Source organism: Fulvimarina manganoxydans, assembly GCF_900176465.1.
Taxonomy (GTDB): domain Bacteria; phylum Pseudomonadota; class Alphaproteobacteria; order Rhizobiales; family Rhizobiaceae; genus Fulvimarina; species Fulvimarina manganoxydans.
This window is the reverse complement of sequence record NZ_FWXR01000030.1, coordinates 1-25,436: the sequence shown is the minus strand read 5'-3', so window position 1 is coordinate 25,436 and position 25,436 is coordinate 1. Positions and strand designations below refer to the sequence as shown.

General features: G+C 63.7%; 20 protein-coding genes. 17 read left to right on the top strand and 3 right to left on the bottom strand.

Going from position 1 to position 25,436, the window contains the following annotated elements; translation table 11 throughout:
• The first annotated feature begins 75 nt into the window (after positions 1-75).
• The 7 genes from B9A15_RS20900 (at position 76) to B9A15_RS20870 (ending at position 9,561) form a co-directional block, all read left to right on the top strand.
• On the top strand, positions 76-1,785 hold the full coding sequence (locus B9A15_RS20900; protein ID WP_084412696.1) for an HWE histidine kinase domain-containing protein: 1,710 nt from the start codon (positions 76-78) through the stop codon (positions 1,783-1,785).
• Between the two features lie 205 nt (positions 1,786-1,990).
• Entirely contained in the window at positions 1,991-3,412 is a 1,422-nt protein-coding gene (locus B9A15_RS20895; protein WP_170923392.1) for a methylmalonyl-CoA mutase family protein, read from the top strand.
• Entirely contained in the window at positions 3,409-5,574 is a 2,166-nt protein-coding gene (gene scpA, locus B9A15_RS20890) for a methylmalonyl-CoA mutase (RefSeq protein ID WP_084412691.1), read from the top strand. Before B9A15_RS20895 ends, scpA begins: the two co-directional genes overlap by 4 nt.
• A gap of 111 nt (positions 5,575-5,685) precedes the next feature.
• Positions 5,686-5,907, top strand: a complete 222-nt coding sequence (locus B9A15_RS20885; protein WP_084412689.1) for an AbrB/MazE/SpoVT family DNA-binding domain-containing protein — start codon at positions 5,686-5,688, stop codon at positions 5,905-5,907.
• The gene (locus B9A15_RS20880) at positions 5,904-6,290 is read left to right on the top strand and encodes a type II toxin-antitoxin system death-on-curing family toxin (protein WP_084412687.1); all 387 of its coding nucleotides are present in this window, start codon (positions 5,904-5,906) and stop codon (positions 6,288-6,290) included. Before B9A15_RS20885 ends, B9A15_RS20880 begins: the two co-directional genes overlap by 4 nt.
• A complete protein-coding gene (locus B9A15_RS20875) occupies positions 6,287-7,345 on the top strand; it encodes a magnesium transporter CorA family protein (RefSeq protein ID WP_084412685.1) in 1,059 nt (352 codons plus the stop codon). Before B9A15_RS20880 ends, B9A15_RS20875 begins: the two co-directional genes overlap by 4 nt.
• A gap of 446 nt (positions 7,346-7,791) precedes the next feature.
• A complete protein-coding gene (locus tag B9A15_RS20870; protein WP_170923391.1) occupies positions 7,792-9,561 on the top strand; it encodes a putative bifunctional diguanylate cyclase/phosphodiesterase in 1,770 nt (589 codons plus the stop codon).
• 67 nt (positions 9,562-9,628) lie between these two features.
• Here the strand turns inward: B9A15_RS20870 and B9A15_RS20865 are convergent, their stop codons facing one another.
• Positions 9,629-10,645: a KpsF/GutQ family sugar-phosphate isomerase gene (locus B9A15_RS20865; protein WP_425292975.1), complete on the bottom strand. Its 1,017-nt coding sequence runs from the start codon at positions 10,643-10,645 to the stop codon at positions 9,629-9,631.
• A gap of 445 nt (positions 10,646-11,090) precedes the next feature.
• Between B9A15_RS20865 and B9A15_RS20860 the strand changes: the two genes are divergently transcribed.
• Positions 11,091-12,920, top strand: coding sequence for an outer membrane beta-barrel protein (locus B9A15_RS20860; protein ID WP_170923390.1), 1,830 nt, complete (start codon positions 11,091-11,093; stop codon positions 12,918-12,920).
• 63 nt (positions 12,921-12,983) lie between these two features.
• Here the strand turns inward: B9A15_RS20860 and galU are convergent, their stop codons facing one another.
• Complete coding sequence (gene galU / locus B9A15_RS20855) at positions 12,984-13,880, bottom strand: UTP--glucose-1-phosphate uridylyltransferase GalU (protein ID WP_084412677.1); 897 nt, start codon at positions 13,878-13,880, stop codon at positions 12,984-12,986.
• A 258-nt stretch (positions 13,881-14,138) separates the two neighbouring features.
• Between galU and B9A15_RS20850 the strand changes: the two genes are divergently transcribed.
• Together B9A15_RS20850 and B9A15_RS20845 are read left to right on the top strand one after the other, a co-directional pair.
• Complete coding sequence (locus B9A15_RS20850) at positions 14,139-15,377, top strand: lytic murein transglycosylase (RefSeq protein WP_084412675.1); 1,239 nt, start codon at positions 14,139-14,141, stop codon at positions 15,375-15,377.
• A 266-nt stretch (positions 15,378-15,643) separates the two neighbouring features.
• Entirely contained in the window at positions 15,644-17,077 is a 1,434-nt protein-coding gene (locus B9A15_RS20845; RefSeq protein WP_084412731.1) for an SGNH/GDSL hydrolase family protein, read from the top strand.
• Between the two features lie 486 nt (positions 17,078-17,563).
• Here B9A15_RS20845 and B9A15_RS20840 read toward each other — a convergent pair whose 3' ends face one another.
• Complete coding sequence (locus B9A15_RS20840) at positions 17,564-18,580, bottom strand: LacI family DNA-binding transcriptional regulator (protein ID WP_139798525.1); 1,017 nt, start codon at positions 18,578-18,580, stop codon at positions 17,564-17,566.
• A 161-nt stretch (positions 18,581-18,741) separates the two neighbouring features.
• Between B9A15_RS20840 and B9A15_RS20835 the strand changes: the two genes are divergently transcribed.
• The 7 genes from B9A15_RS20835 to B9A15_RS20805 all read left to right on the top strand — a co-directional run bounded on the left by B9A15_RS20835 (position 18,742) and on the right by B9A15_RS20805 (position 25,217).
• Entirely contained in the window at positions 18,742-18,966 is a 225-nt protein-coding gene (locus tag B9A15_RS20835) for a hypothetical protein (protein ID WP_139798524.1), read from the top strand.
• On the top strand, positions 18,963-20,114 hold the full coding sequence (locus B9A15_RS20830) for a TRAP transporter substrate-binding protein (protein WP_084412671.1): 1,152 nt from the start codon (positions 18,963-18,965) through the stop codon (positions 20,112-20,114). Before B9A15_RS20835 ends, B9A15_RS20830 begins: the two co-directional genes overlap by 4 nt.
• Before the next feature lie 135 nt (positions 20,115-20,249).
• The gene (locus tag B9A15_RS20825) at positions 20,250-20,765 is read left to right on the top strand and encodes a TRAP transporter small permease (RefSeq protein ID WP_084412669.1); all 516 of its coding nucleotides are present in this window, start codon (positions 20,250-20,252) and stop codon (positions 20,763-20,765) included.
• Between the two features lie 9 nt (positions 20,766-20,774).
• The gene (locus B9A15_RS20820) at positions 20,775-22,091 is read left to right on the top strand and encodes a TRAP transporter large permease (protein WP_084412667.1); all 1,317 of its coding nucleotides are present in this window, start codon (positions 20,775-20,777) and stop codon (positions 22,089-22,091) included.
• Between the two features lie 61 nt (positions 22,092-22,152).
• The gene (hisD, locus tag B9A15_RS20815; RefSeq protein ID WP_084412664.1) at positions 22,153-23,460 is read left to right on the top strand and encodes a histidinol dehydrogenase; all 1,308 of its coding nucleotides are present in this window, start codon (positions 22,153-22,155) and stop codon (positions 23,458-23,460) included.
• A 9-nt stretch (positions 23,461-23,469) separates the two neighbouring features.
• Positions 23,470-24,231, top strand: a complete 762-nt coding sequence (locus B9A15_RS20810; protein ID WP_084412662.1) for an SDR family NAD(P)-dependent oxidoreductase — start codon at positions 23,470-23,472, stop codon at positions 24,229-24,231.
• Positions 24,228-25,217 carry an alcohol dehydrogenase catalytic domain-containing protein gene (locus tag B9A15_RS20805; protein ID WP_084412660.1) on the top strand — a complete coding sequence of 330 codons (990 nt, stop codon included), beginning with the start codon at positions 24,228-24,230 and terminating at the stop codon, positions 25,215-25,217. Before B9A15_RS20810 ends, B9A15_RS20805 begins: the two co-directional genes overlap by 4 nt.
• Positions 25,218-25,436: the final 219 nt, after the last annotated feature.

Below are 25,436 nucleotides of genomic sequence, written 5' to 3'. Positions count from 1 at the left end.
GTTTGGCGTGTACGAGGAAAGAGAGGGCGGAACGACGATCGGCTTCGCTCGTCCGTTTCTCCAATTGAGGCGGCGATGAGTGTGAATGTGGAGGCCGGTCAGACGCGCGGGGCGGGGCGGAAGCTTTTGAGCTTTCTGCCGGCGCGTTTGCGCAAGTCTCGGCTCGCCCATTTTCTGCGCCGACCGCCGCTGCTCTTCCATCTGGTCGTCTTCGCGCTGATCGTCCTCGTGCCGGCCCTGATGTTCTCGGCGGTTCTCATCGTCCAGTTCTCCAGCCAGCAGCAGCAGATCACAAGCGCGCAGGTCAACGATACGGCCGAGATTGTCTCCACCGCCTTCGACCGCGAAGTGGTGGGGCTTCTGGCGACGGCCCGCGTTCTGGCGAGTTCCGGCACGGTCAACGGCTCCGATTACGAGGCCTTCCGCCAGCGCAGCGCCCTTGCCCTCGGCAGTGCCCATGTGGTCGCCGATCTGATCACACCGGATGGCAGGATCGTCGCCTCGACCGCGCCGGATGCGGCCAGCCGATCGAGCCTTGCCGATCAGTCGATCCTGCAGACCACCTTCGCGACGGGTCGCTCCGGCGTGTCGGGTGTCTTCACCATCCAGCGCACCGGCCAGCGGGCCTTCTCCGTTCTCGTGCCGACCAGCCCCGGCCCGAACTCGCCTTATGTCCTTGCCTTGACCAAGCCGGTGGAGGCTCTCGACAGCGTGCTCGACGTGCGCAGCCTGCCGCGCGCATGGTCTTCGATCGTGACCGACGCCGATGGCAAGTGGATCTTCGCCGCGACGGCGTCGGAGGGACAGATGAAGCCGCAAGGCGGCATCTCCTACGATCATCCCTCCATCATCGAGGCCCTACCGGGCGGACGGGCCGACGACATGATCCAGGCCTCGTCGGTCTCGCCGATCACCGGCTGGACGACGACGGTCGCGGTGCCGAGCGCGGTCATCGATCGTCCGGTCATGCGCTCCTGGGTCTCGCTCATCGCCGTCGGCCTCGTCCTGTCGATCTTTTCCGTCGCCCTCGGCGTCACCTTCGGCCGGCGGCTGGCTCGCCCAATTCTCGAACTGTCCAAACAGGCGGAGGCGATCGGCCAGGGGCAGCCGACGAGCCCGATCCGAACCGACATCGCCGAGATCGGCGAAGTGTCAAAGGTCCTCAATCAGGCCTCGCGCGATCGCCGAGAGGCCGAGGAACAGACGCGCTTCCTGATGCGCGAGATGACCCATCGCGCCAAGAACCAATATGCGCTGATCGGGGCCCTTGCCCGCAGAGCCGCGCGTGAAAGCGCCAATACGGGCGAATTCCTGGATACACTGTCGGAAGCCTTGAACTCGCTCGCCCGCTCGGCCGAGCTTCTGTCCGGCAATGGTTGGGAAGCGGCCCGTCTCGATCAGCTCGTCGACAATCAGCTGAAACCCTTCGGCGCCGATGCCGGACGGATCGAGCGCTCGGGCCCAGACGTCAAGGTAAACGCCTCCGTCGCCCAGACGATCGGACTTGCCTTCCACGAGCTTGCGACCAATGCCGCGAAATACGGCTCCCTTTCCGTCGATACCGGCCGGATCGTCATCGACTGGTCGCTTGGCGAGACCTTCCGCATTCGCTGGCGCGAGATGGGCGGGCCCAAGGTCGTCAAGCCGACGCGATCCGGCTTCGGCACGCTCGTCACCCAGAAGATGACGGCGCGCGGCCTCGGTGGCACCGTCGACATGCGCTTCGAAGAGAGCGGCGTCGTCTGGATGCTGGAAGCCCCCCGCGACAGCGTCGAAGCGGCCTGACGCCAAGGGAGAGCCTCGCCGTCATGGCTCAGCCTTGCGGCGAAGGGCGAATTTCGCCAACCTTCGCTTGAGCCTATGGTCCCGGCGCAGCCATCCGGCCGAAGCGGGCTCGTCCGAGGCCTGGCTGCCGGATCTCGGCGCCTGCCGCTCGATCCTTGAGGCGACAGAAATCAACGCCATTGCATGGACAGGGAGGTCCACGCCCGTGAGTCTTGAAACGACATTCGATCGCCAGGACGAGAGCGATTGGCGCGAGGCGGTGGTCAAGGGCCTGAAGGGCAAGGCCTTCGAAAGCCTCGTGACTGAAGCCGAGGACGGCTTCACCTATGGCCCGCTCCACGGCCACGTCGGCGATGCGAAAGCGATCGCGCGCCGAGACGAGTCCCCCTGGCGTATTCTGCAGGCGATCGACGACATCGATCCTTCCCGCGCCAATATTCAGGCGCTCGCCGATCTCGAAGGCGGCGCTAACGGGCTCGCACTCGCCTTTGCCGGCGCGCCGGCCGCTCTCGGCTTCGGCCTGCCGGTCGCCGAGGATGCCCTTTCGCAAACTTTGACCGGCGTTATGACCGACATCGTCTCGCTGCGACTGGAGCCCCATCCGCGCACGCTCGATCTGGCATTGATGCTGGCCTCCCGTCTCGGCGCCCGCAGGCAAGACGCGCCACCGATCGATCTCGGCTATGACCCGATCGCGATCGGCGCGACCGCCGGCCGCTTTCCTCTCGAGGATCGCGACCCCCTCGACGCCCTATCGGCCGACCTCGGCCGGCTCATGGATCTTCGCCTTGCCGGTAGCATTGCCGAGGCCGACGGGCGGGTCTTTCACGATGCCGGCGCAAGCCCGGCCGAGGAAATCGGCGCCGTTCTCGCCATCACGCTTACCCATCTGAAGGCGTTCGATCGCCTCGGCATCGATCCAGCGGAGGCCAGTGAGCGGATCGGCCTGACTTTGGCGGCCGACCAACGCCAGTTCATCACCCTCGCCAAGTTCCGCGCCATGCGGCTGTGTCACGCCAAACTTCTTGAAGCGCTCGGCGCCGAAGCCCCGCCCCCGCCGCGCATTCATGGGACGAGTTCCTATCGGATGATGTCGGCGCTCGACCCCCATGCCAATCTCCTGCGTCTGACGATCGCCGCCTTCGCGGCCGCTTGCGGACGGGCCGATTCCCTGACCTTGCACCCCCATACGGCGCCGCTCGGGCTCACGAATGCTCATGCGCGGCGCCTTTCCCGCAATCTTCAACTGCTGCTCCAGGAGGAGACCGGGCTCGACCGTCCGATCGATCCGGCCGCCGGCTCCGGCGCGATCGAGCATCTGACGGACCATCTCGCGCAAGCCGGCTGGGAAGCCTTCCGCCGGATCGAGGCGGAGGGCGGCATCGTCGAAAGCCTCAAGACCGGCGCGCTTCAGAGCCGGATCGCGGCCTCGCACAAGGGGCGTCAGGAGGCGGTCGATAAAGGCGCCGAGCTGATCATCGGAGCGACGAAATATCCGATGGCGGCCGAGCGGGACCATGGACTTCTCGTTAAGCGATCGGCGCCCCTCACAAGCCGCGATGGCGACATCGCCTTCGAGCCCCTCGTCCCCGTTCGTCTGAGCGAAACCGTGGAGCAGAGCCGATGACCGACTTTCCAGATTTCGCGGCCGTCGAATGGACAAAGCCCGCCCATCTGAAGACGGCGGGCGCCGATGCCGGCACGTTCTCCAACCATGAGGGCCTGACGCTGCCGCGCGCATCCTGCGGCGCCGATATCGCCGATCTTTCCCATCTCGGCACGTGGCCTGGCCTGCCGCCCTTCCTGCGCGGGCCCTATCCGACCATGTATGTGGAGAAGCCCTGGACCATCCGCCAATATGCCGGCTTCTCGACGGCCGAGGAGTCCAATGCCTTCTATCGCCGCAATCTGGCGGCCGGCCAGAAGGGCCTGTCGGTCGCCTTCGATCTCGCCACCCATCGCGGCTATGATTCCGATCATCCGCGCGTGTCCGGCGATGTGGGCATGGCGGGCGTCGCGATCGATTCCATCATCGACATGCGCCAACTCTTCGACGGCATTCCGCTCGATGAGATGACCGTCTCGATGACCATGAACGGCGCCGTTCTGCCTGTTCTCGCCCTTTATGTGGTGGCGGCCGAAGAACAGGGCGTTTCCCAGAAGGATCTGGCGGGGACCATTCAGAACGACATTCTGAAGGAGTTCATGGTCCGCAACACCTATATCTATCCGCCCAAGCATTCGATGCGGATCATCTCGGACATCTTCGACTATACGTCCAAGAACATGCCGCGATACAATTCCATCTCGATCTCCGGCTATCACATGCAGGAAGCCGGAGCGACGGCAGACCTCGAACTTGCCTATACGATCGCCGACGGGATCGAATATGCGCGGGCGGGCGTTGCCGCCGGCATTCCGATCGACCGCTTCGCGCCGCGCCTCTCCTTCTTCTGGGCGATCGGCATGAATGTCTTCACCGAGATCGCGAAGCTGCGCGCGGCCCGCCTCGTCTGGGCCAAGCTGATGCAGGAGAATTTCGCGTCGAAGGACCCACGTTCGCTCTCCTTGCGCACCCATTCCCAGACATCCGGCTGGTCGCTCACCGCCCAGGACGTGATGAACAATGTCGGGCGCACCTGCATCGAGGCGATGGCGGCGACGCAAGGCCACACCCAGTCCCTCCACACCAATTCCTTCGACGAGGCCTTGGCGCTACCGACCGACTTTTCGGCCCGCATCGCCCGCAACACCCAGCTCGTTCTCGCCCATGAGAGCGGCACCGCGCGGATCATCGACCCCTGGGGCGGATCGGCCCATGTGGAGCGCCTGACCGACGAGCTGGCGCGGCTTGCCTTGAAGCATATCGAGGAGGTCGAGGAGCTTGGCGGCATGGCCAAGGCGATCGAGGACGGCCTGCCCAAGCTGAAGATCGAGGAAGCCGCCGCCAAGACGCAAGCCCGGATCGATTCCGGCGTTCAGACCCTTGTCGGCGTCAACAAATATCGCGCCGAGGCGGAAGAAGAGGTCGAGGTTCTGAAGGTCGACAATGCTGCCGTTCGCCGCCAGCAGATCGAGAAGCTTGAGCGCCTTCGCGCAGAGCGCGATCCGGCCGCGACCGAAGCCGCATTGAACGCGCTGACCGAGGCGGCCTCGCGCGGCGAGGGCAATCTCCTCGAACTCACCATCGCAGCAGCGCGCGCAAAGGCGAGCGTCGGGGAAATGGCCGGCGCCCTCGAGACGGTGTTCGGCCGCCATGTGGCGAAGACCCAGGTGATCGCAGGCGTCTATAAGCGGGAGGGCAGCGCCATGGCCGACAAGATCGAGCGCGTTCAGGCGCTGTCCGACGCCTTTGCCGAAGCCGAGGGGCGCCGGCCGCGCATCCTCGTCGCCAAGATGGGCCAGGACGGCCACGACCGCGGCCAGAAGGTGATCGCCTCGGCCTTTGCCGATCTCGGCTTCGACGTCGATATCGGACCGCTCTTCCAGACACCGCAGGAAGCCGCCCGCCAGGCCGTCGAGAACGACGTCCATATCGTCGGCGCGTCTTCGCTCGCCGGCGGCCATCTCAGCCTCGTGCCCGAATTGCGCGAGGCCCTGGCATCGGAGGGACGGGACGACATCATGATCGTCGTCGGCGGCGTCATCCCGCCTCAGGATGTGGATGTCCTGAAGCGCGCGGGTGCTTCGGCTGTCTTCCTGCCCGGCACGGTCGTCGCGGATGCGGCCGAGAAGCTCCTCGCCGAACTTTCCGAAAAACTCGGCCACGGGCGCCTGGCGGCCGAGTAAGGCGGTCGGCAAAGCCGACCACGCGAGGCAAGGCCCGATCGTCTTGCCACTGTCACAGTCTCAGCCTACGTTATAACAGACGTTAGACGAGACGGCAGAGGCGCGACAGCCATGAACACGGTCATCCGCAAGATCGGCAATTCCGAGGGTGTCATTATCCCGAAGGAGATTTTAGAGCAGGCCGGACTGAAATCCGGCGACAATCTCCAGATCGTTTCGGACGGTAGCGAGCTCCGTCTCGTCAAGGCGAAGGACGATTTCGAGAAGGAGATCGCCATCGCCCGCGAGTTCATGACCAGATATCACGACGCTCTGAGCAAGCTCGCCAAATGAGTTGGGCTTGGATCGGGCGCGCGACGGTCGAAGTCCTTCATGGCGAACAGATCGACCGCTTTGGCGGGGCGCGGGGAATTCGAGACGAAGGCATGCTCATGTCGGCGTTAGATCGCCCGCAGAACAAGGCGGCCTATGGCGAGCCCGACGTCTATGAGCTCGCGGCAGCCTATCTTTACGGTCTGGCGCGCAACCACCCCTTCATCGACGGCAACAAGCGGATTGCCATCGTGACGGCGGCCGTCTTTCTCGGAAAGCACGGCTATGCCATCACGGCGGATAACGGCATGCTCTACCAATTCGTCATGGACGTCGCCGCCGGCGCGGTCAGCGAAGAGAGCGCCGCACGCTGGTTTCAGGACTTCACGGAGCCCCATTCGTGATCCAGGCCTTCATTCCGCTCGAAAACCGCATGGCGCGGCGCTTGTCGCCGGCCGATGCCATTCCCGGCGAGGCCGCCTGGCTCGATCTCTCCAATCCGACGGCCCAAGAGATCGAGGCCGTGGAGACGCTTTGCGGGATCGACATTCCGACGCCCGAAGAGATGCGCGAGATCGAGGTCTCCTCGCGCCTTTATAGCGAAGACGGCGCCGACTTCATGACCGTCGCCGTGCTTTACGGGCTGGATGACGGCCGGCCGGCTTTTGCGCCGGTCACCTTCATGCTGACCCGCGAGCGGCTGATCACCCTGCGCTATTCGGAGCCCAAGAGCTTCATGATCTTCGCCGCGCGGCTCTGCCAGGATCCGTCGATCGCCGGCATCCTGAAGGAGAATGCCAAACCCCTGCCCGGCTCCGTCTCGGCCATGCCGGCGGCCGGAACCGAACGCCAGAACGGGCTGGCCGAACGGCTTCTCATCGGGCTTCTAGAAACGATCGTCGACCGGATGGCCGATCTTCTGGAGACGATCTCGGCCGATCTCGACAAGATCGCCGACGACATCTTCTCCTCCTCGGCCTCCAAGAAGCCGACAGGCACCGAGGATTTCAAGAAGCTTCTGCAGCGGATCGGCGCAGCCGGCGACCTGACATCGCGCGTGCGCGAGGCGCTTGCCACATTCGACCGGCTGATGCCGTTCCTGCAGCTTGCCCTAGACAGCCGCGGCAAGGGTATGAAGGACGCCCGCGCCCACATCAAGATCATGGCGCGGGACGTCCATTCCCTCAACGATTTCGTCGCCTTCCTGTCGAACAAGACGACCTTTCTTCTCGACACCACCGTCGGCATGATTTCGATCGAGCAGAACGGCATCATCAAGATTTTCTCGGTCGCCTCGGTCGCCTTTCTACCGCCGACCTTGATCGCGTCGATCTATGGCATGAACTTTCAATATATGCCGGAACTGTCCTGGAGTTTCGGCTATCCGATGGCGGTGTGTGCCATGGTTCTGTCGGCGGTTCTCCCGATGATGTTCTTTCGGATGAAGGGCTGGTTCTAAAGCATGATGTGATTAGGAAAGCTGCATGACTCTTCTGATCACATCATGCGGCAAAACAAAGCCTTAGAGAAACATAGCGGTATCGATTTATCGCATTGTGCTCTATCGCGAGACAAGTCCGCAGCCGGCCTGAACAGGCGAACACCGTCCGAGCCGTCCCAATACTCTCTTCGCTGTGCCGAACGGATATCGGCGTTTCTGCTCCATGAGCACAACCAGCATTCTTTCTTAATATCTTTCGCCCCAAGATTTTTGCCAAGTGCACGGCAAAGTCGCGGATAGAGCGAGATGGTATCACCATGAGAGGCTTGGGGACGACCAAAAGCGAGCTCGACGTCGTTCGTCAGCTCAACCGGGATCCGCTGACTTGGTTCGCAAGTTGCGTAACTCTCGCTTCCGTTTGCGTGGTTATGGCGCTGCGCGCGGCCGATCCGACTCTCTTGGCCGTGACAGCGTCAATTATCGTCGTGACAGGCCTTCGCGGTCTCGCAACGCTCCGATTCTACCGCATGGACAAGCTCCGCAAACTCGATCCGTCTTTTGAACGTCGCCTCTATTCAGTCCTCGGCGGGCTACACGCCGGATTGATCGGTGTCTGGGTCGCTCTCATGACGGATGTCGCGAGCGGGCCGTTGGATGGCATTTGCGCCGCACTGGCGGGGATCGGTTTTCTAATCGGCACGATCGGCCGCAATTACGCGAGCACCGAGACCACGCGCATTCAGGTCGCGGCGCTCTGCCTTCCCGTCATCGCGGGGCTTGTCTATCGCGGAAGCCCCGATCATCTTCTCGCCGCGAGCATTTTTGCGGTGGTCGCGGTCGTCGCCTTGATGAATGCCCGGCGCGTATCGGCAAATTATCAAACGGCATTGGCCGCCAAGCGTCTCAATGTGGAACTGGCATCGCGAGATCTCTTGACTCGTTTGCCGAACCGCGGCGCCGGTGAACGGGAGCTGTCGCGCCGGACCCAGGCGGGTGAAACGGCGCCCTTCGCCCTGCTCTTCGTCGATATCGACCGATTCCACCGCATCAATGACAAGCTGAGCCATGCCGTCGCGGACCGGCTTTTGAAATCACTCGCACGGACCATCCGCGCGACCGCCGGAAAGGAGAGCTTCGTCGCGCGCCATGCGGGCGACCAGTTCCTCATTCTCGCTCCCGTCGCCGGCAAAGACAGGGCTCTGTCTCTCGCCGCCTCGATCCAGAGCGCGATCGCTCGTCCGCAACGCTTCATCGCGCCCGCCTTCAACATCACGGCCTCGGTCGGCATTGCGGAATATACCCTCGATGGGACTGATAGCGAGGAATTGCTCCATGCCGCCGAGATCGCGCTCAACCGTGCCAAGGCGCTCGGCGGTGCTCGGACGGTCGTCTACAAGACGTGGATGGACGAGGAGCAGCGCGAGAACGACCAGTTGGAGAGCGATCTCGCAGAGGCGATCCGTCATCGCCAACTGACCATGGCCTATCAGCCGATCTTCGGCCTTGAGACCGGGCGGATCGTCGCCTGCGAAGCGCTGGTGCGCTGGAACCACCCCGAACGCGGCGCGATTTCGCCGGCACTTTTCGTCCCGCTCGCGGAAGCCAGTGGCCTCATCGACGGACTGACGGAACTGACGCTCGATCTTGCCACATCGAGCGCCGCGGCTTGGCCGGATGAAATCCTCGTCGCCGTGAATATCTCACCCAGCCAGCTGAAGCGGGGGAATTTCGATCGCATGCTCGCCAAAGCGCTGGCGCGCAACGGCCTGCCGGCACAACGTCTGGAAATCGAGATCACCGAGAACCTCTTCGTCGAGGAAGACGAGGACCTCGCCAAGGCGATCGAGGCGCTGCGGGCCCTGGGCGTGCGCTTCGCTATCGACGACTTCGGGACCGGCTATTCGAATATCGGCTATCTCAGCCACATGCCGATCGACAAGATCAAGATCGACCGAAAGTTCCTGACCGGCATTCATGAGGATCGCCGCCAGGCTGGGCTCCTACGCAGCTTTCTCGGCTTCGTGGATTCACTCGATATGGCGGTGGTGGTCGAAGGGGTGGAGACCCACGACCAGCTATCGTTTCTAGCTGATTGCGCGCCCTCGTCCCTGATCCAGGGCTTTCTTCTCTCCCGCCCGATTCCAGACGCCGAACTGGCCACGCTCTGGCCGAAAGAGGTCATGATGCCCTGGCCGGCTGTCGACTCGCGGCGCGTCCCGGCAACGGCCCTGTGATGAGGCCGCTCTGCGCTTGAACATGACCGAAAATCCGCAGTCCTAAATCGATCGAATGGATTTCGTATCAGGCAACGCCGATCCGTAGGAGGTCGTGGAGATGGACGATGCCGAGCGGCATGCTGTTCTCGGCCACCATCAGCGCAGTGATGTTCGAGGCGTTGATCGTCTCCAGAGCCGCCATGGCGAGGGTCTCGCGTGTGACCGTCTTGGGCGTCTCAGTCATGACCTCGTCGACCGTTTTGGCGAGGAGATCGGATGAGAGATGGCGGCGAAGATCGCCATCGGTGATGAGGCCGAGAAGCGCCCCGCCTTCGTCAACGACCGCGACGCAGCCGAATCCCTTACGCGACATGACGATAATCGCCTCGGCCATGGCCGTGCCGCTGGCAACCAGAGGCAGCTCGTCGCCGGTATGCATGATGTCGCCAACCTTGACGAGGCTCGCGCCGAGTTTGCCGCCCGGATGATAGACGCGGAAATCGCTCGGCGTGAATCGCCGACGCTCCAAAAGCGCGACGGCCAGCGCATCGCCCAGCGTCACCTGAAGCGTCGTCGAGGTGGTCGGCGCCAGGCCGTGGGGACAGGCCTCGGCCGCCCGGGGCAGAAGTAAGATGTCGTCCGCATTGCGCCCGAGCGCCGAGTCCTCGCGCGAGGTCATGGCAACGAGCGGAATGCGGAAGCGCCGGGCATAGTCGACGATCCCCTTGAGCTCCGCCGTTTCCCCCGACCAGGACAGCGCAAGCACCATGTCGTCCCGGCCGATCATGCCGAGATCGCCGTGATTGGCCTCGGCCGCATGGACGAAGAAGGCGGGCGTTCCGGTGGAGGCGAAGGTCGCGGCGATCTTGGCGCCGATATGCCCGCTCTTGCCGACACCGGTGACGATCAGCCGGCCGGTCATGGCAGCGATGCGCGCAACCACCCGCTCGAAAGCCTCGGCCCGTTCGCCCTCCAGCGCTTCGGCAAGCGCCTCAAGGCCGGCCGCTTCCGTCGCGATGGTGCGAAGGGCGGACAGAATCGACGGCGAAGACGAAGCGCTGTCGGTGCGAGGCGATGCGGAAATGGGCAGGGCTTGGGACACGGAACTTCGACTTTCCTCATTAGGCATGGGAGCGGCGGACGGCGTGCGCGCTTTCCGCCTCTCGGCGCTTCTTTCGGCCGCAAGGCCCTGGACTGCGATCGGCCGGCTCGATCACGCCAGCGTCAGCGCGAAATGCCCGTCAATGCGAGCCAAATTGCGACATGATCCCCGGCCGCACCTCCCCCGTCGCGAGGGGATCGAACGCCGATGCCTTCGGTCGACCGCGAAACTCTCGGCTCGCGCAGGCTCTGCCGCGCTTTCCAGCTCGATCGACCGACCACCGCGTCAAGCATTCCTTAACCATAGCTGTTTACCTTTTCGCAAGGTCGCGATCTCCGCGCGGCGACGTCCCTTTGCCTGAGATCAGCCAGACCCGATGCCTTTTCGCCCGACGCTTTCACTTCGCCCCCTCAGCGCGCTCCTCGGCGCAGGTGCGGTCGTCGTGATGAGTGCGACCTTCGCAAAGGCCCAGATCGCTGAAAGCGGCGTAGCGTCCAACACCACGCTGCGGCAGAGCCAAAGCGATTTCGCCACCGGCCTCGTCGATCCCGTCAGCCAGCGCGAGGCGATCGATCGCCAGCTGCGGGCCCTCGGCCGCTCACGCTCGGACCTTTCGCCCGAGGAACGGATTCAGCTGCGCAGGCTGGAAAATCAGAGCGCGGCGCTCGGCTCCACGAGCGAGGCCGGCTATTCGTCCCCCGATCCGACCGAGGCACCGGACGAGGCGGAAGACGAAACGACCGGCGGGCCCGGGCGCAGAAACGGCGGCTTCGATCTCTTTGCCGGCCCTGGCGGCGAGCCGCCTGCGAACGATCCCAGCGGCCGGGCTCGGCCGGTCGCGCCCTCGCGCTCCGCGCCCGGTGCCACCAACCCACTGGGGCGTGCCGCAAGCGATCGCCTGCCCCTTCTGCGCGGTGCGGCAACCGATCTTTCATCAGACAATCCGGCCGATCGCTACACCTTGCGTCGCGGCCCCTCGGAGCCGATTGATCCGATCGCGCGCGAACCGGAGCGCCAGCCGGCCGCCGGCGACGTCAATCCGCCGCTTCAGGCTGGTGTCGCCGGCGAAACGCTCGGCGCCGGCTCTTTGCTGCGCACCAACCGACCGGCCCTGGCCGTGGAGCGCATCCTGCGTCCGGAAGCCTCATCCGATTCGCCCTTCGCGGCGACCGGCATCCGGGCCGGAAATTTTGTTCTCTATCCCGAATTGTCCCAGCGCTTCGGCGCCTCCAGCAATCTGCAGGAAGAGCCGGGGGGCTCGTCCGGCGCCTTCAGCGAGACCGAACTCTCCCTGCGGCTTCTGTCGGACTGGAGCCGCCACGAGAGCGAAATCAATGGCCGGCTCACCTATCGGCGCAATTTCTCCGGCGAGCCCGTCGATCGGCCGGAAGCGGCGCTCGACGGGCGCCTGCGCCTCGACATCGATCGCCTGTCTTCGGCAACGCTGCGGGGCGCGCTGCGCTATCGCCGGGACGACAATGACAGGCCCGGCATCGCGTTCGATCCTGTGACGCAGGAGGATTCCGACGTCCTTTCGGCCTCCGTTGCGGCCGAATATACCCGAGAGATTGGCAGGCTGCGCCTGACGGGCACCGGCACCATCGCCCGCGAAGCCTATCTCACGCAAGGCACCGGCCTCCCCGACGAAAGCTACACCACGACGACCGCGACATTGCGAGCGGGCTACCAGGTCTCCCCGGCGTTTCAGCCCTTCGTCGAGGCGAGCGCCGGCCGCCGCTTCTTCGACGAAGCCCGTATCGGCCCCGACGGGATCGAGCGTGATACGGTCATTCCCTCACTGCGCGCGGGCGTCACCATCGATATCGAGGAAAAGCTGCGCGGCGAAGTGGCGCTCGGCTATGCCTGGAGCCTGCCGGATGACGGCCGGGCCAAGGATACGGCATCGCCCACACTCGACGCCAATCTGACCTGGTCGCCCCAGCGCGGCAGGGATGTGATCCTCTCGACACGAACCACCTTCCAGCCGGAAACCACCGGCCTGTCGGCGACCGCGACCTATGATGCGAGCCTCGGCTTTCTTCACGTTTTGAATTCGCAGGTCGATCTGAATGGCGCGCTTGTCGCAAAGCTCGAGGATTCGAGCCTTGCCAATGCCGACGAATGGGAGCTCGGCGGTGAATTCGGCTTCACCTATTGGCTTAACCGAACCCTCTCCTTCACCGGTCTCTATGCCTATCGCGATCATGGCGCGGACCAGGCGAGCGAGACCTGGGACGCCCATACCGTCAGCCTTGGCATTCGCCTGCGCCGCTGAGCGTTGCGCATGAGAAAAGGCCGCCTTCTCAGGACGGCCCTCCTCATCGGATCTACAGGCTGCTCAGGCGCCGTTTTGCGCCGGCTTCACCGTCTTCATCAGCCGCTGCATATTATCGATGACCTTCTCGCGAATGTCCGGCCGCCACAGAGCGAAAGCGACATTGGCCTCGACGAAGCCTTCCTTGGAGCCGCAATCGAAGGTGCGACCCTTGAAGGGGAAGGCAGCGAATTCCTGCTTGTCGGCAAGTTTCAGCATGCCATCCGTCAGCTGGATCTCGTTGCCCGCGCCCCGCTCCTGGGTCGCCAGAATGTCGAAGATCTCCGGCTGGAGAATGTAGCGACCCGAAATCGAGAAGTTCGAGGGGGCGTCCTCGGGCTTGGGCTTTTCCACCATGCCGGTGATCTTGAAGCCGTTGCCGATCGCCTCGCCCTTGCCGACGATGCCGTATTTGTGGGTCTCGGCCGGATCGCACTCCTCGACCGAAATGACGTTGCCGCCGGTCTTCTCATAAAGTTCGACCATTTCGGCGAGACACCCCTTCTCCGCCTGCATGATCATATCCGGCAGAAGGAGGGCAAAGGGTTCGTTGCCGACGAGGTCGCGGGCGCACCAGACCGCGTGGCCGAGACCGAGCGGAGCCTGCTGGCGGGTGAAGGAGGCGGTCCCCGGCTGCGGCTGAAGATCGTCGAGAAGCTTCAGCTCATTCGTCTTGCCGCGCTCGGCAAGCGTGTTGGAGAGCTCGACCTGAATGTCGAAATAATCTTCGATCACGCCTTTGGCGCGGCCAGTGACGAAGATCAAATGCTCGATCCCGGCCTCACGTGCCTCGTCCACCACATATTGGATCACCGGCCGATCGACCACGGTCAGCATCTCCTTGGGGATTGCTTTGGTGGCCGGCAGGAAGCGGGTGCCGAGCCCGGCGACGGGGAAGACGGCCTTGCGGACACGTTTCATGGACAGCGATCTCCAAGTCTGATGGCGGCGAACACATTCAAGTGAGACAAGAATAGGCCGGCTTTCAAAAAGGCAAAGACACGATGGGCGGGTCAAAGCCGCCGCGCTTCTGCCGAAAAATCCCCAAAAATGGATTGTAACGGAGGCTCACGAGGGAAAACGATCGCGTGATGGTAAAGGAAAGCTTTACGCAATCACGTCATGCTGTCGGCTCGCTCTGACCAAACCCTCGCACGCATCAGGGAGACGCTAGACGCCATGAATATTTCTTCGAGGATCGGCAAAGGCTTGCGCGTTCTCGGCGCGGCAGCGGCGCTGACGGCGGCAGCAAGCCTTTCGCTCGCATCGACCGCTTTTGCCGATGCCGGCTTCCAGCGCTGGATCCAGAATTTCGAGGCAACGGCCGTCAATAGCGGCATCAGCCGTCAGGTCTATCGCGCCGCCTTCGCGGGCGTCAGCGAGCCCGATGCCGAGGTCATCGAAAAGGCCCGCTACCAACCCGAATTCCGTGACGATGTCTGGGACTATATCGACAACCGTGTGAACAGCGAGCAGGTCGCCAAGGGCCAAGCCGAGCGCCAGCGCTACAGCCGCTGGCTCGATGCCATCGAGAGCCGCTATGGCGTCGACCGGGACATTCTCCTCGCCATCTGGTCGATGGAGACCAATTTTGGCGCCGCGCTTCAACAGCATGATCGCCTACACCATCTACCGCGTGCGCTCGCCACCCTCGCCTATCTCGACAAGCGGCGGGCCGGCTTTGCCCGCCAACAGCTGATCGCGGCCCTAAAGATCGTTCAGGATGGGCATGTGCGGGTCGACAAGCTCACCGGCTCCTGGGCCGGCGCCATGGGCCACACCCAATTCATCCCGACGAGCTACCGGACCTGGGCGGTCGATATTGACGGCGACAACCATCCCAATGTCTGGGAATCGGTACCGGACGCCCTGGCGAGCGCCGCCAATCTCCTGAAGAAGAATGGCTGGCAGACCGGCAAGACCTGGGGCTTCGAGGTGGCCGTCCCGGCCCAATATCGCGGCAAGCTCGAACGCGACAATCGCACCATTGCCCAATGGGCGTCCCTCGGCTTTCGCCGCGCCAATGGCCAGCCGCTTCCCAATGTCGGCGACCGGGCGAACCTCATCCGCCCCGCCGGCGACAATGGCCCGGCCTTTCTCATGATGAAGAACTTCTTCGTCCTGAAAAGCTATAACAATGCCGACAAATACGCCCTCGCCGTCGGCCTCTTGGGCGATCTCATCGGCGGTTATAGTGGTCTCGTCAAAGACTGGCCGCGGGGCTATACTCCGCTTTCGACCGAGGAGCGTTACGAATTGCAGCAGCGCCTCGCCGGTCGGGGTTTCTATGACGGCAAGATCGACGGCAAGATCGGCTCGGGATCGAAAGCGGCGATCATGGCGTTCCAGGGACGGGCGGGAATTCCGGCCGACGGCAACCCCTCGCGGGAGCTATTGACGATCCTGCGGGGTAACTGACCGGTCACAACACGCGTTCCCCGAAGGCTGTTCGGGTGCCGGGTGATCGCAGGTCTGCTCAGTAAGACGCCAAGAAGTTGATCGACTTTTTGAATCACGGCTTACGAAAAACAAGAAGTTAGATTCAACACGCGACCCAACTCGGTCGCGTTTCATGCTAAGGACGGAGGCGGGCGCTTGCTCGCCTCTTCACTTATCTCCAGCGGAATGCCCATTCGAGCAGACAGAAGACGAAGACGAGGTGCCGTATGGCCGAAGGACGCGAGATGACGACGCAAAGGCGTCCCGCCGGGCGAGCGCCTTTCTTGCGCCTTTTCGCCGTTTTGTCCGCCGCGATCCTCGCATTGTCCGCACTTCTTCCGATCGAGGCGGCCAAGGCTCAGCAGCGTCCCCGCACGATCGTCGAAATGCTGTTCGGCGGCGGCAACCGGATGAACGACGCGCCGAGCCAGCAGCCGGTCAAAAAACGCGTCATTCGCCGACAGGGCGCGTCGAACCGGAGTAAGCCGGCGCGAACGCGCTCGACCTCGCGCTCGACACCGCAGCGTTCGAGCACGCCGAGCCCCGCCATCGCCGCCGCTTCGGATACGGTCGACAAGGACGAGAATGCCAAGACCGTTCTCGTCGTCGGTGATTTTCTCGCCGACGGCCTCGCCGACGGTCTGGAGGAGACCTATTCCGATAACAGCATGATCACGGTCACAGCGCGCACGAACGGCTCCTCGGGTCTGGTGCGCGAGGATTTCTACGATTGGAGCGAGAAGCTCGGACCGATCCTCGACGAGGTCGATCCGGCGGCTGTCGTCATGATGATCGGCTCCAATGATCGCCAGCCCATGACCGTCTCGGGCACCACTTTGTCGGTCCGTTCGAATGGCTGGACCGCAGAATACGAGAAGCGGGCGACCGACATCGCCAATATCGCCAAGGCAAAGAACACGCCGATCGTCTGGGTCGGCATGCCCTCCTTCAAATATGACTCGATGAATGAGGACATGGTCTTCTTCAACGATATCTATCGACGGGCCGTCGAGCGCGTCTCCGGCGAATATGTCGACATCTGGGACGGGTTTGTCGATGAGAAGGGCGACTTCGCCTATTCTGGCCCCGACGTGAACGGGCAGACGACGCGCCTGCGCGGCTCTGATGGGCTGCGGATGACCGATGCGGGCAAGGAGAAGCTCGCCTTCTTCACCGAAAAGGCGCTGACCCGCGTTCTCGGCAATGTCACGCCACAGGTCACCCTCGGCGACGAGGCCTTGCCGAAGATGCAATTACCCCCGCTCGCCAATGCCGCGAGCGCGCGGACCGCCCCACCTGTCTCGATGAACGATCCGAAATTCGACGGCGGCGACAATCTCCTTGGCACCGGCTCGGCGGCGAGCTTCGCTCTCGACCTCTCGCCGCGCGACCGGCTCGTGCTTCAGGGCGATGTTTCCGGTGAGCGCGAGGGCCGCGCCGACAATTTCGCCTGGAACGAGAAGACTGCGGCGGTGCGCGCGGAAGCGCCGATCGCTTATCGCGGCACGCTCGATCTCGGACGGGTCAAGGCCGACAGCGGCATCAAGCCGCCGGCCGAAATGCCGTCGATCATCGACGCGATCATCGAGGACTGGGCGAAGTCCGATGCGGCTGAGAACGGCTCGCCGGACGGGTCGGACGGCGATTCAACCGCAAGCGGGCCGAGCCCCGCCCAATAAGACGACGACATGCCCTCGGCGATGAGCGATGGGCGCCCGGCATCGGCGCTGCGCTCTTAGGACCGGCGGACATATGAAAGCATCGCTTTCGAATGTCCGCTGGCAGCCCGAGCGGCGTCTGAGCCCCTCGCCGGACGAATGAATTGACCCCAAGGGTCAATTCATTCGTCCGGTGGTTCTCTACATGAGGCTGCTGCGTCAAGTCATTTCTTCGATCTTTCGCGGTCCGTCCATTCCGGACTGCAAGCTCACCATGGTTCTCTTCGACATCCGGTGCGAGGATCGTGTCCGGTGTCATCATCCTGGGCTCAGCTTGTCCGCCGAGGAGACTGCGCAGGTAAGCACCAGCAACAAAGCATCAAGGCATCAAGGCATCAAGGCTCGTTGTGCGGCGCGCCCACTTCGGCAGGATCGCGGAGGTGAAGGCAACGCGTTCGCCGCCGTCACCATTGTCGGCACCACGATCGCGAACCTTCGCCCGCTTGATCAAGCGCCTACCCTCGGCGGGCCGAGCGATCCGCGCTCGACGATCCTGGTTTCGATGCAGACCGTCGCCTGCGGCGTCTCGCCCTCGATGAGCGCTAAGAGAGCGGCGGCCGCGCCTGCGCCCATGCGCTCGTGGGGCACATGGACCGTGGTGAGGCCGGGCTCCACATGGGCGGCGATGTCGATATCGTCGAAACCAGTGATGGAAATGTCTTCGGGAACCCGCAGCCCACGCCGCTTGGCTGCCGAGATCGCGCCGACACCGAGAACGTCATTGCCGCAGATGATCGCCGTCGGCGGAACCTCCCGCACCATCAGCCTTTCGAAGGCTTTGCCTGCTGCATCGAAAGCATAATGGACCTCTTCCACCGAGAGCCGATCCGGATCGAGGCCGCCTTGGACAAGGGCCGCGCGCACACCCTCGACACGGCTCGCCGCCCGGTCATTCATGGCGGTGATACCGGAAATCATTGCGATATCCCGATGCCCGAGCGCCAGAACGCGTTCCGCCATCGCCTTGGCGGCCCCCATATTGTCGAAGCCGACGCAGGGTGACTCCCTGTCTGATAGCGCCCAGGCGATCACATAAGGCGTCTTCGAACGCGCCAGGAATTCATAGGCTTTCGCAAGGCGCGCGGTGCCGATCAAAAGGACGCCTTCGGCCCCGCGCATGACGAGAACGCGAATCTGATCGGCTTCCTGTTCCGCATCATAGCCCGAGCTCGATACGAGGAGCGTGACACCGGCGGCCGCGAGCGCCTCCTGAAAGGCCTGAAGGCCACGCGCGAAAATGGCATTGTCCATCGTGGGGATCACGGCGCCGACGGTGCGCGTCTTGCGGGAGGCGAGCGCCTTTGCGCCGAAATGCGGGGTGTAGCCCAGTGCGTCGACCGCATTCATCACCCGCTCGCGGGTCTTGTTTGTCACCTTGCCCGGTTCGTTCAGGCAGCGCGAGACCGTGGCGGTCGAAACCCCGGCCATTTTCGCGACGTCTTCGAGTTTGCTTCTGAGCGACACGTCCCCGTTTCATTCCCCGTTTTCAAGGCGGCGCTGGATGATCGGCCTGATTTTGGTCCGCTATAAGTCATAGCGCTGTCGATCCTGCAATGAAATCGCTTGCAGTCCAAATTGTAAGCGCTTACAATTGGGGTGTAGTGAGGCTTGGGAGGGCCAAACTCGTGAAGATGCCACTGATTTGGTTGATCGGCGCACTCGTCGTCTTTCTGGTCTTTCTCGCCAATGTCGCCGTTGGCGCGGCCGATGGTGCCGGCTTCGTCGCTCGCACAGGCGAACTCCTGCTCATCATCGCCACCAGCATCCTGTTCGTCGTCGGAACGCTTTTGTGCGAGGCCAGGGCCAAATCGCGCCACCAATCCCAAAAGTCTCGGGAGGAGACCCTATGACCGCCAATGACAAATCCGAGCTCGAGAACCACGCGCGCCGCAACTTCATGAAGCTGACGGCTGCCGGCAGCTTCACCGCCGCTCTCGTTGCCGGCGCGGCCGGAACGCTGTGGTCGGACGAAGCGGCGGCCCAGAGCGCCAATGAAGAGCGCGAGCGCGAGGCAGCCGCCGAGCAGACGATGACCATCGGAACGGCCTATGTGCTGGGTGCCTCGCGCAGCTATCCGATCATGCAGCTGGATCTGAAGGAAAACATTCAGAACCTGTCGGGTGGCCGCATCTATGTGAAGCTCGCGCCCGGCGGGCAGCTCGGTGCCGGCGGCGCGCTCGTTCAGAAGGTCCAGAGCAACACGATCCAGGCCGCGCAGCATTCGATCTCGAATTTCGCGCCCTTCGCCCCTGCCGTCGACCTGATCAACCTTCCCTATTTCTGCGGATCGAACCAGCGCTTCGTCAATCTCGTCAAATCGGACGCCTGGCGAAGCGAAGTTCATCCCAAGATCGAGGAACGCGGCTTCAAGCCCCTCTTCTATGTGGTCATCGATCCGCGCGTCGTCGCGCTGCGTCAGGGAGAGGACAAGCCGGTTCTGTCCCCGGGCGATTTGCAGGGCATCAAGTTCCGCGTGCCCGGCTCGGAAATGCTCCAGCAGTATTATCGCATGGTCGGCGCCAATCCGACGCCGGTCGCCTGGGGCGAGACCCCATCGGCCATCAAGCAGGGCGTCGCCGATGCGCTCGATCCGGCGGTCGGCGCGCTTTATGTGTTCGGCTTCAAGGACATCCTGTCCCACGTCACCTTCACCCAGGCCGTCCCGGACGCGCAGATCTATTCCTGCAATCTCGAATGGTTCAACGGGCTTTCCGACGATCTGAAGCAAGCGATCGAGATGGCCTCCGAGATCACCTCGGTCCAGAATCTCGCCAAGGTTCCGGCGGCCCGCGCCTATGCGATGTACGAGATGCAGCGCGCCGGCGTCGAGTTCCACACGCTCGATGACGCCCAGCTCGCCGAATGGAAAGAGGCGGGCGGCTACCAGCGCAGCGAATGGGATGGCTACAAGGCCGATCTCGCCGGTTCGATGGACGCCTTCGCAAAGCTCGACGAAGCCGCGGGCACGCAAGGAAAATACGCCGTCAACGACGCCTGATCCTCAGTGAGACGGGCCGTCTCGCCATGATGCGAGCCGGTCCGCCTTCGATGCGTCGATAAAACCGATGCGACGATCCACACCGTTGCCGCCCGTTATGCGTCCCATGAGACGCACAGCGCGCTCGGAGGTGACATGCGCTCCATACTGAATAGTCTCGACCGCAATCTCGAACGCTGGGCGCTGCTCGTCTTCTATACGATGCTTGTTCTCGTCATGGCCGTCGAGGTCGTGCGCCGCGAAGTCTTCGCCTATTCCTCCATCTGGGGAGAGGAAGTCGTTCGCTATTCCTTCATCTATCTCTCGTGGATCGGCGTTGCGGCGGCGGTCAAGGAGCGGGCGCATATCCGCATCGACATCCTCACCCATCTCCTGCCGGAGACGGGCAAGACGATCATCTACATCCTCGGCGATCTGGTCATGCTCGCGGTCGCCTTCATCGCCCTTTACTGGTCCTATGAGACGGTCGCGGTGTCGTGGAAATTCGGCTCCGTCAGCCACGGTCTCCGGCTGCCCATGGTCTGGTTCCTGGCCGCCGTTCCGATCGGCTTCGCGCTCGTCGTCATCCGCCTCCTCCAATCCATCGTCCGGGACATCGGCTCCCTGCGGGCGGGTACCCCCGTCTATGAGGGCGAACGTCTGTTCGACTGAGGTGAACTCATGCTCTGGCAACAACTCCAGGAACAGACGGTCGAACTCGGCTGGTCGTTCTACGGTCCCGTCATCGCCTTCGTTCTTCTGTGCGGCCTGGCCGTACCCGTCTGGGCCGCGATCGGCGTCGCCGCCTGCCTGATGCTCTATATTTCGGGCGTCCTACCCCTGTCGCTCGTGGGCGAAGCCTTGTTCGATGGAATCGATGCCTTCGCGCTGACGGCGATCCCGCTCTTCATTCTGACCGGCGATGTCCTCGTGCGCACCGGCCTCAGCCGCAAATTCCTCGATGTGGCCGACGCGCTCACCTCCTGGGCGCGCAGCGGTTTCGGCTCGGCGACCGTTCTGGTCTGCGGCATGTTCTCGGCGATTTCCGGCTCGGATGCGGCGGGCGCGGCGGCCGTCGGCCGCATGACGATCGACCGCCTGACGGAGGCGGGCTATCCGAGGCCCTATGCCTGCGCGCTCGTGGCGGCGGGCGCCTGTACCGGCATCCTGATCCCGCCCTCGATCGCCTATATTGTCATTGGCCTCGTTCTCGGCATCTCGGCCTCCACGCTCTTCGAGGCGGCGCTGATCCCCGGCCTTCTCATCCTCCTCTCCATTCTCGTCACCAATTCGGTCGTCAATCGGATGAAGGCCTTCGAGAACAACGAGGCAATCTCCTTAGCCGAATGGGGTGCCAATGTCGCCGCGTCCCTGAAGCGCGGATGGTACGCCTTTCTCGTGCCGGGGATCATTTTCTACGGCATCTTTTCGGGCCGCCTGACGCCGACCGAGGCCGGCGCCGTCGCGGTCGTCGTCACCATCGTCATGGGCTTCGTCCTTCGCACCTTGCGCTTTGCGGACTTCCCCTCGATGCTCGTCTCCTCGGCTAAGGTGAATGGCGTCATCCTGCCGATCATCGCCTTCTCGCTGCCGCTTGCCCAGGCGCTTGCCGCGCTCAACGTGCCTCAAGGCTTCGTCTATTCGATCACCGAAATCACCAGCGAGCCGGTCTTCATCATCGCCTTGATGATCGTCGTCCTGATCGCTGCCGGCTGCGTCATGGAGACGACGCCCAACATCGTCATTCTGGCGCCGATCCTCAAACCGCTCGCCGACGAGATCGGCATGGGCGAGCTCCAGTTCTGCGTGATGATGATCACGGCGCTGGGCGTCGGCTTCATCACTCCGCCGCTCGGGCTGAACCTCTTCGTGACGGCGGGGCTGACGGGCGAGCCGATCCTCAAGATCGCCTATTGGGCCATCCCCTTCGTCCTCTTCATGCTGATGGTGGTCCTTCTCATCGCCTATGTCCCGGTGCTTTCGGTCCCGATCTTCTGATGCCGGGACCCTGCCAAGCCGATTGTTTCTTCGACCGATACGACTACGAAAGAGGTGTCTCATGAGCCGCGAATATCTCAAGAAAGCCGATGAGGTTCCGGCATCGAGCGCGCAGGATGTCCGCCAGACCGTGCTGTCGATCCTCGACGATATCGAGCAGGGGCGGGAAGAGGCGGCGCTGCGCTATGCTTCGAAATTCGACCGCTATGAAGGGCCGACCGTCGTCACGAAGGATGCGATCGCGGAGGCTGCGTCCAAGGTTTCCCAGAAGCTGAAGGACGACATCCGCTTTGCCCACGACAATGTGCGGCGCTTTGCCGAACGTCAGCTCGCGACCCTGGGCGATGTGGAATACGAGATCGTGCCGGGCTTCGTCGCGGGTCAGAAAAGCATTCCGGTGCGCGCCGCCGGGGCCTATGTGCCGGGCGGGCGTTATAGCCATGTCGCTTCCGCGATCATGACGGTGACGACGGCCAAGGTCGCCGGCTGCGAGCACATCACCGTCTGTTCGCCGCCCCGGCCGGATGCCGGCGTCAACCCGGCCATCCTCTATACCGCCGATCTGTGCGGCGCCGACACGATCCTCGCCATGGGCGGCGTCCAGGGCGTCGCCGCCATGGCCTTTGGCTTGTTCGGAACCCCGCCCGCCGACATTCTGGTCGGACCCGGCAATCAGTTCGTCGCCGAAGCCAAACGCGCGCTCTTCGGCCGGGTCGGTATCGACATGTTCGCCGGCCCGACCGACAGCCTGATCCTCGCCGATGCGAGCGCCGACGCGGATGTCGTCGCGGCCGATCTCGTTGGCCAGGCCGAGCATGGCTACAACTCCCCCGTCTGGCTCGTCACCGACGACCGCAGGCTTGCGGAAACGGTCATGGACCTCGTGCCCAAGATGATCGCGGACCTTCCCGAGCCGAACCGCGACAGCGCGACAAAAGCCTGGGAAACCTTGGGCGAAATCATTCTTTGTTCCGACCGCGAGGCGATGGCGGCCACCTCCGACGAGTATGCGCCGGAGCATCTGACGGTTCAGGCCGGCGATCTCGACTGGTGGCTGAACCGGCTGAAATGCTACGGCTCGCTGTTTCTCGGCGAGGAGACGACGGTTGCCTATGGCGACAAGGCCTCCGGCACCAATCACGTCCTTCCGACCTCGGGCGCGGCGAAATATACGGGCGGCCTCTCGGTCCACAAATATATGAAGATCGTCACCTGGCAGCGGGCAACGCGCGAGGGCTCAAGGCCAGTGGCCGAGGCGACGGCCCGGATCTCGCGCCTCGAAGGCATGGAGGGCCACGCCCGCACCGCCGATATCCGGCTGCGCAAATATTTCCCGAAAGACAATTTCGATCTTTCGGCGGCGGAGTAAAGCGAAGCCATGACAAGCCCATCCTCGCTCTTCGATCTCAAGGGCCGGGTCGCCTGCGTGACCGGCGCGAGCAGCGGCCTTGGCCGCGCCGCCGCCTCCATGCTGGCCGAGGCCGGCGCCAAGGTGGTCGGTGTCGCGCGCCGGGCCGAACGCCTGCGCGAATGGGAGGCGGAAGTGGAGGGTGAGACCGCCAGTATCGCCGCCGATCTCGGATCCCGAGACGCGCTGCCCTCCATCGCGGAACGCGTCGCGGAGCCCTTCGGCCCGCTGGACATTCTGATCAACGCGGCCGGGATCAACACGCGGCAAGCCGCCGACGATGTGACGTCGGAGGGATGGGACCGCACGATCCATCTCAATCTCACCGTGCCCTTCCTTCTGGCCCAGGCGCTGGCCCCGGCCATGAAACGGCGCGGCTGGGGCCGCATTGTCAACTTCGCCTCGCTGCAGTCGCGCCGCGCCTTTCCCTGCGGCATCGCCTATGGCGCCTCGAAAGGCGGCGTCGAACAATTGACCCGCGCCATGGCCGAGGCCTGGTCGAGCGACGGGATCAATGCCAACGCCTTGGCCCCAGGGTTCTTCCCGACCGAACTCACCGGCCCGGTCTTTTCCGATCCCGAGCTTGCCGAGCGCAACGCCCGCCAGACCTGCATCGGCCGCAATGGCGAAATGGCGGATCTGCGCGGCCCCTTGCTCTTCCTGGCCTCGGACGCATCGGCCTATGTGACCGGCCAGCTTCTCTTCGTCGATGGAGGATTCACCGCCCGATGAAAGCGCTCGTCTATACCGGTCCCAAAGCCCTCGACTATCGCGACGCGCCTGACCCCGAACCGCGCGACGGCGAAGCGATCGTCAAGGTCGAGGCCGTCGGGATTTGTGGCTCGGACATGCATGCCTTTCTCGGCCATGACGAGAGACGGCCCGCGCCGCTCATTCTGGGCCATGAGGCGGCGGGCACCGTCGAGACCGGCAACCTTGCCGGCAAGCGCGTCACCGTCAATCCGCTGGTGACCTGCGGCACCTGCGAGGCCTGCCGAAAGGGGCGCGACAATCTCTGCCCGAACCGCCAGATCATCTCCATGGCGCCGAGGCCCGGCGCCTTCGCAGAGTATCTCGCGATCCCCGAGACCAATCTCGTCGAAATTCCCGAGGGTGTCAGCGTCGAGAAAGCCTGTCTAGCCGAGCCGATCGCCTGTGGCTGGCATGCGGTCCGAGTGGCCTTGAGTCACGATCCGGACGCCTTGAAGCGGGGGACATGCCTCGTCATCGGCGGCGGCGCGATCGGCCTCGGGGCGGCGCTGTCCCTTCATGCGGCGGGCGCCAGCCGGATCGTCATCGCCGAGACCAATTCGAGACGTCACGGCGCGCTGAAAGGCGCCGGTCCCTTCGAGATCGTCGATCCGACGTCTGACCCGATAAGCATCGCGGCCGATGTGGTGATTGACGGGGTCGGCTTTTCCGCCACCCGCAAACTGGCGAGCCGCATCGCCAAGCCCGGCGGCATTATCGTCCATATCGGGCTCGGCGAGAGCGAAGGCGGCCTCGATATCCGCCGCATGACGCTTCAGGAGATCGCCTTCGTCGGCACCTATACCTACACCCCAGAGGACTTCCGCCAGACCGCCGCCGCCATCTTCGACGGCCGCCTTGGCACCCTCGACTGGCCGCAAATGCGCGCCTTGAGCGAAGGCGCGGCCGCCTTTGGCGAGATCCTGAATGGATCGATCGCCGCCCCGAAGATCGTTCTTGCGCCCTAAAAGCGAATGAACGAAGCGGCCGTGCTTTCCGAAAGCTTTTGTTTCCCGGAAGGATAAGGACCATGGACCTGGCACGTCCTGAAACTCCTGGTGGCAGGCGCGAATTGCCAATACGGAGCACGTCTCTTATCCGGCTCGATAAAGCGGTGCTCTGAGGCCTGTCTACGATCCCGCCTCGACCTATTCGGCTGCGATAAAATGTCGGACGAGGGGACCGGA

Bases quoted from the DNA above. Each gene is read 5' to 3' on its own strand.
- B9A15_RS20860 (WP_170923390.1), top strand. From the start codon at position 11,091: ATGAGTGCGACCTTCGCAAAGGCCCAGATCGCTGAAAGCGGCGTAGCG.
- B9A15_RS20880 (WP_084412687.1), top strand. From the start codon at position 5,904: ATGAGTTGGGCTTGGATCGGGCGCGCGACGGTCGAAGTCCTTCATGGC.
- B9A15_RS20845 (WP_084412731.1), top strand. From the start codon at position 15,644: ATGACGACGCAAAGGCGTCCCGCCGGGCGAGCGCCTTTCTTGCGCCTT.
- B9A15_RS20805 (WP_084412660.1), top strand. From the start codon at position 24,228: ATGAAAGCGCTCGTCTATACCGGTCCCAAAGCCCTCGACTATCGCGAC.
- B9A15_RS20885 (WP_084412689.1), top strand. From the start codon at position 5,686: ATGAACACGGTCATCCGCAAGATCGGCAATTCCGAGGGTGTCATTATC.
- scpA (WP_084412691.1), top strand. From the start codon at position 3,409: ATGACCGACTTTCCAGATTTCGCGGCCGTCGAATGGACAAAGCCCGCC.
- galU (WP_084412677.1), bottom strand. From the start codon at position 13,880: ATGAAACGTGTCCGCAAGGCCGTCTTCCCCGTCGCCGGGCTCGGCACC.
- B9A15_RS20850 (WP_084412675.1), top strand. From the start codon at position 14,139: ATGAATATTTCTTCGAGGATCGGCAAAGGCTTGCGCGTTCTCGGCGCG.
- B9A15_RS20825 (WP_084412669.1), top strand. From the start codon at position 20,250: ATGCGCTCCATACTGAATAGTCTCGACCGCAATCTCGAACGCTGGGCG.
- B9A15_RS20820 (WP_084412667.1), top strand. From the start codon at position 20,775: ATGCTCTGGCAACAACTCCAGGAACAGACGGTCGAACTCGGCTGGTCG.
- B9A15_RS20900 (WP_084412696.1), top strand. From the start codon at position 76: ATGAGTGTGAATGTGGAGGCCGGTCAGACGCGCGGGGCGGGGCGGAAG.
- hisD (WP_084412664.1), top strand. From the start codon at position 22,153: ATGAGCCGCGAATATCTCAAGAAAGCCGATGAGGTTCCGGCATCGAGC.
- B9A15_RS20830 (WP_084412671.1), top strand. From the start codon at position 18,963: ATGACCGCCAATGACAAATCCGAGCTCGAGAACCACGCGCGCCGCAAC.
- B9A15_RS20810 (WP_084412662.1), top strand. From the start codon at position 23,470: ATGACAAGCCCATCCTCGCTCTTCGATCTCAAGGGCCGGGTCGCCTGC.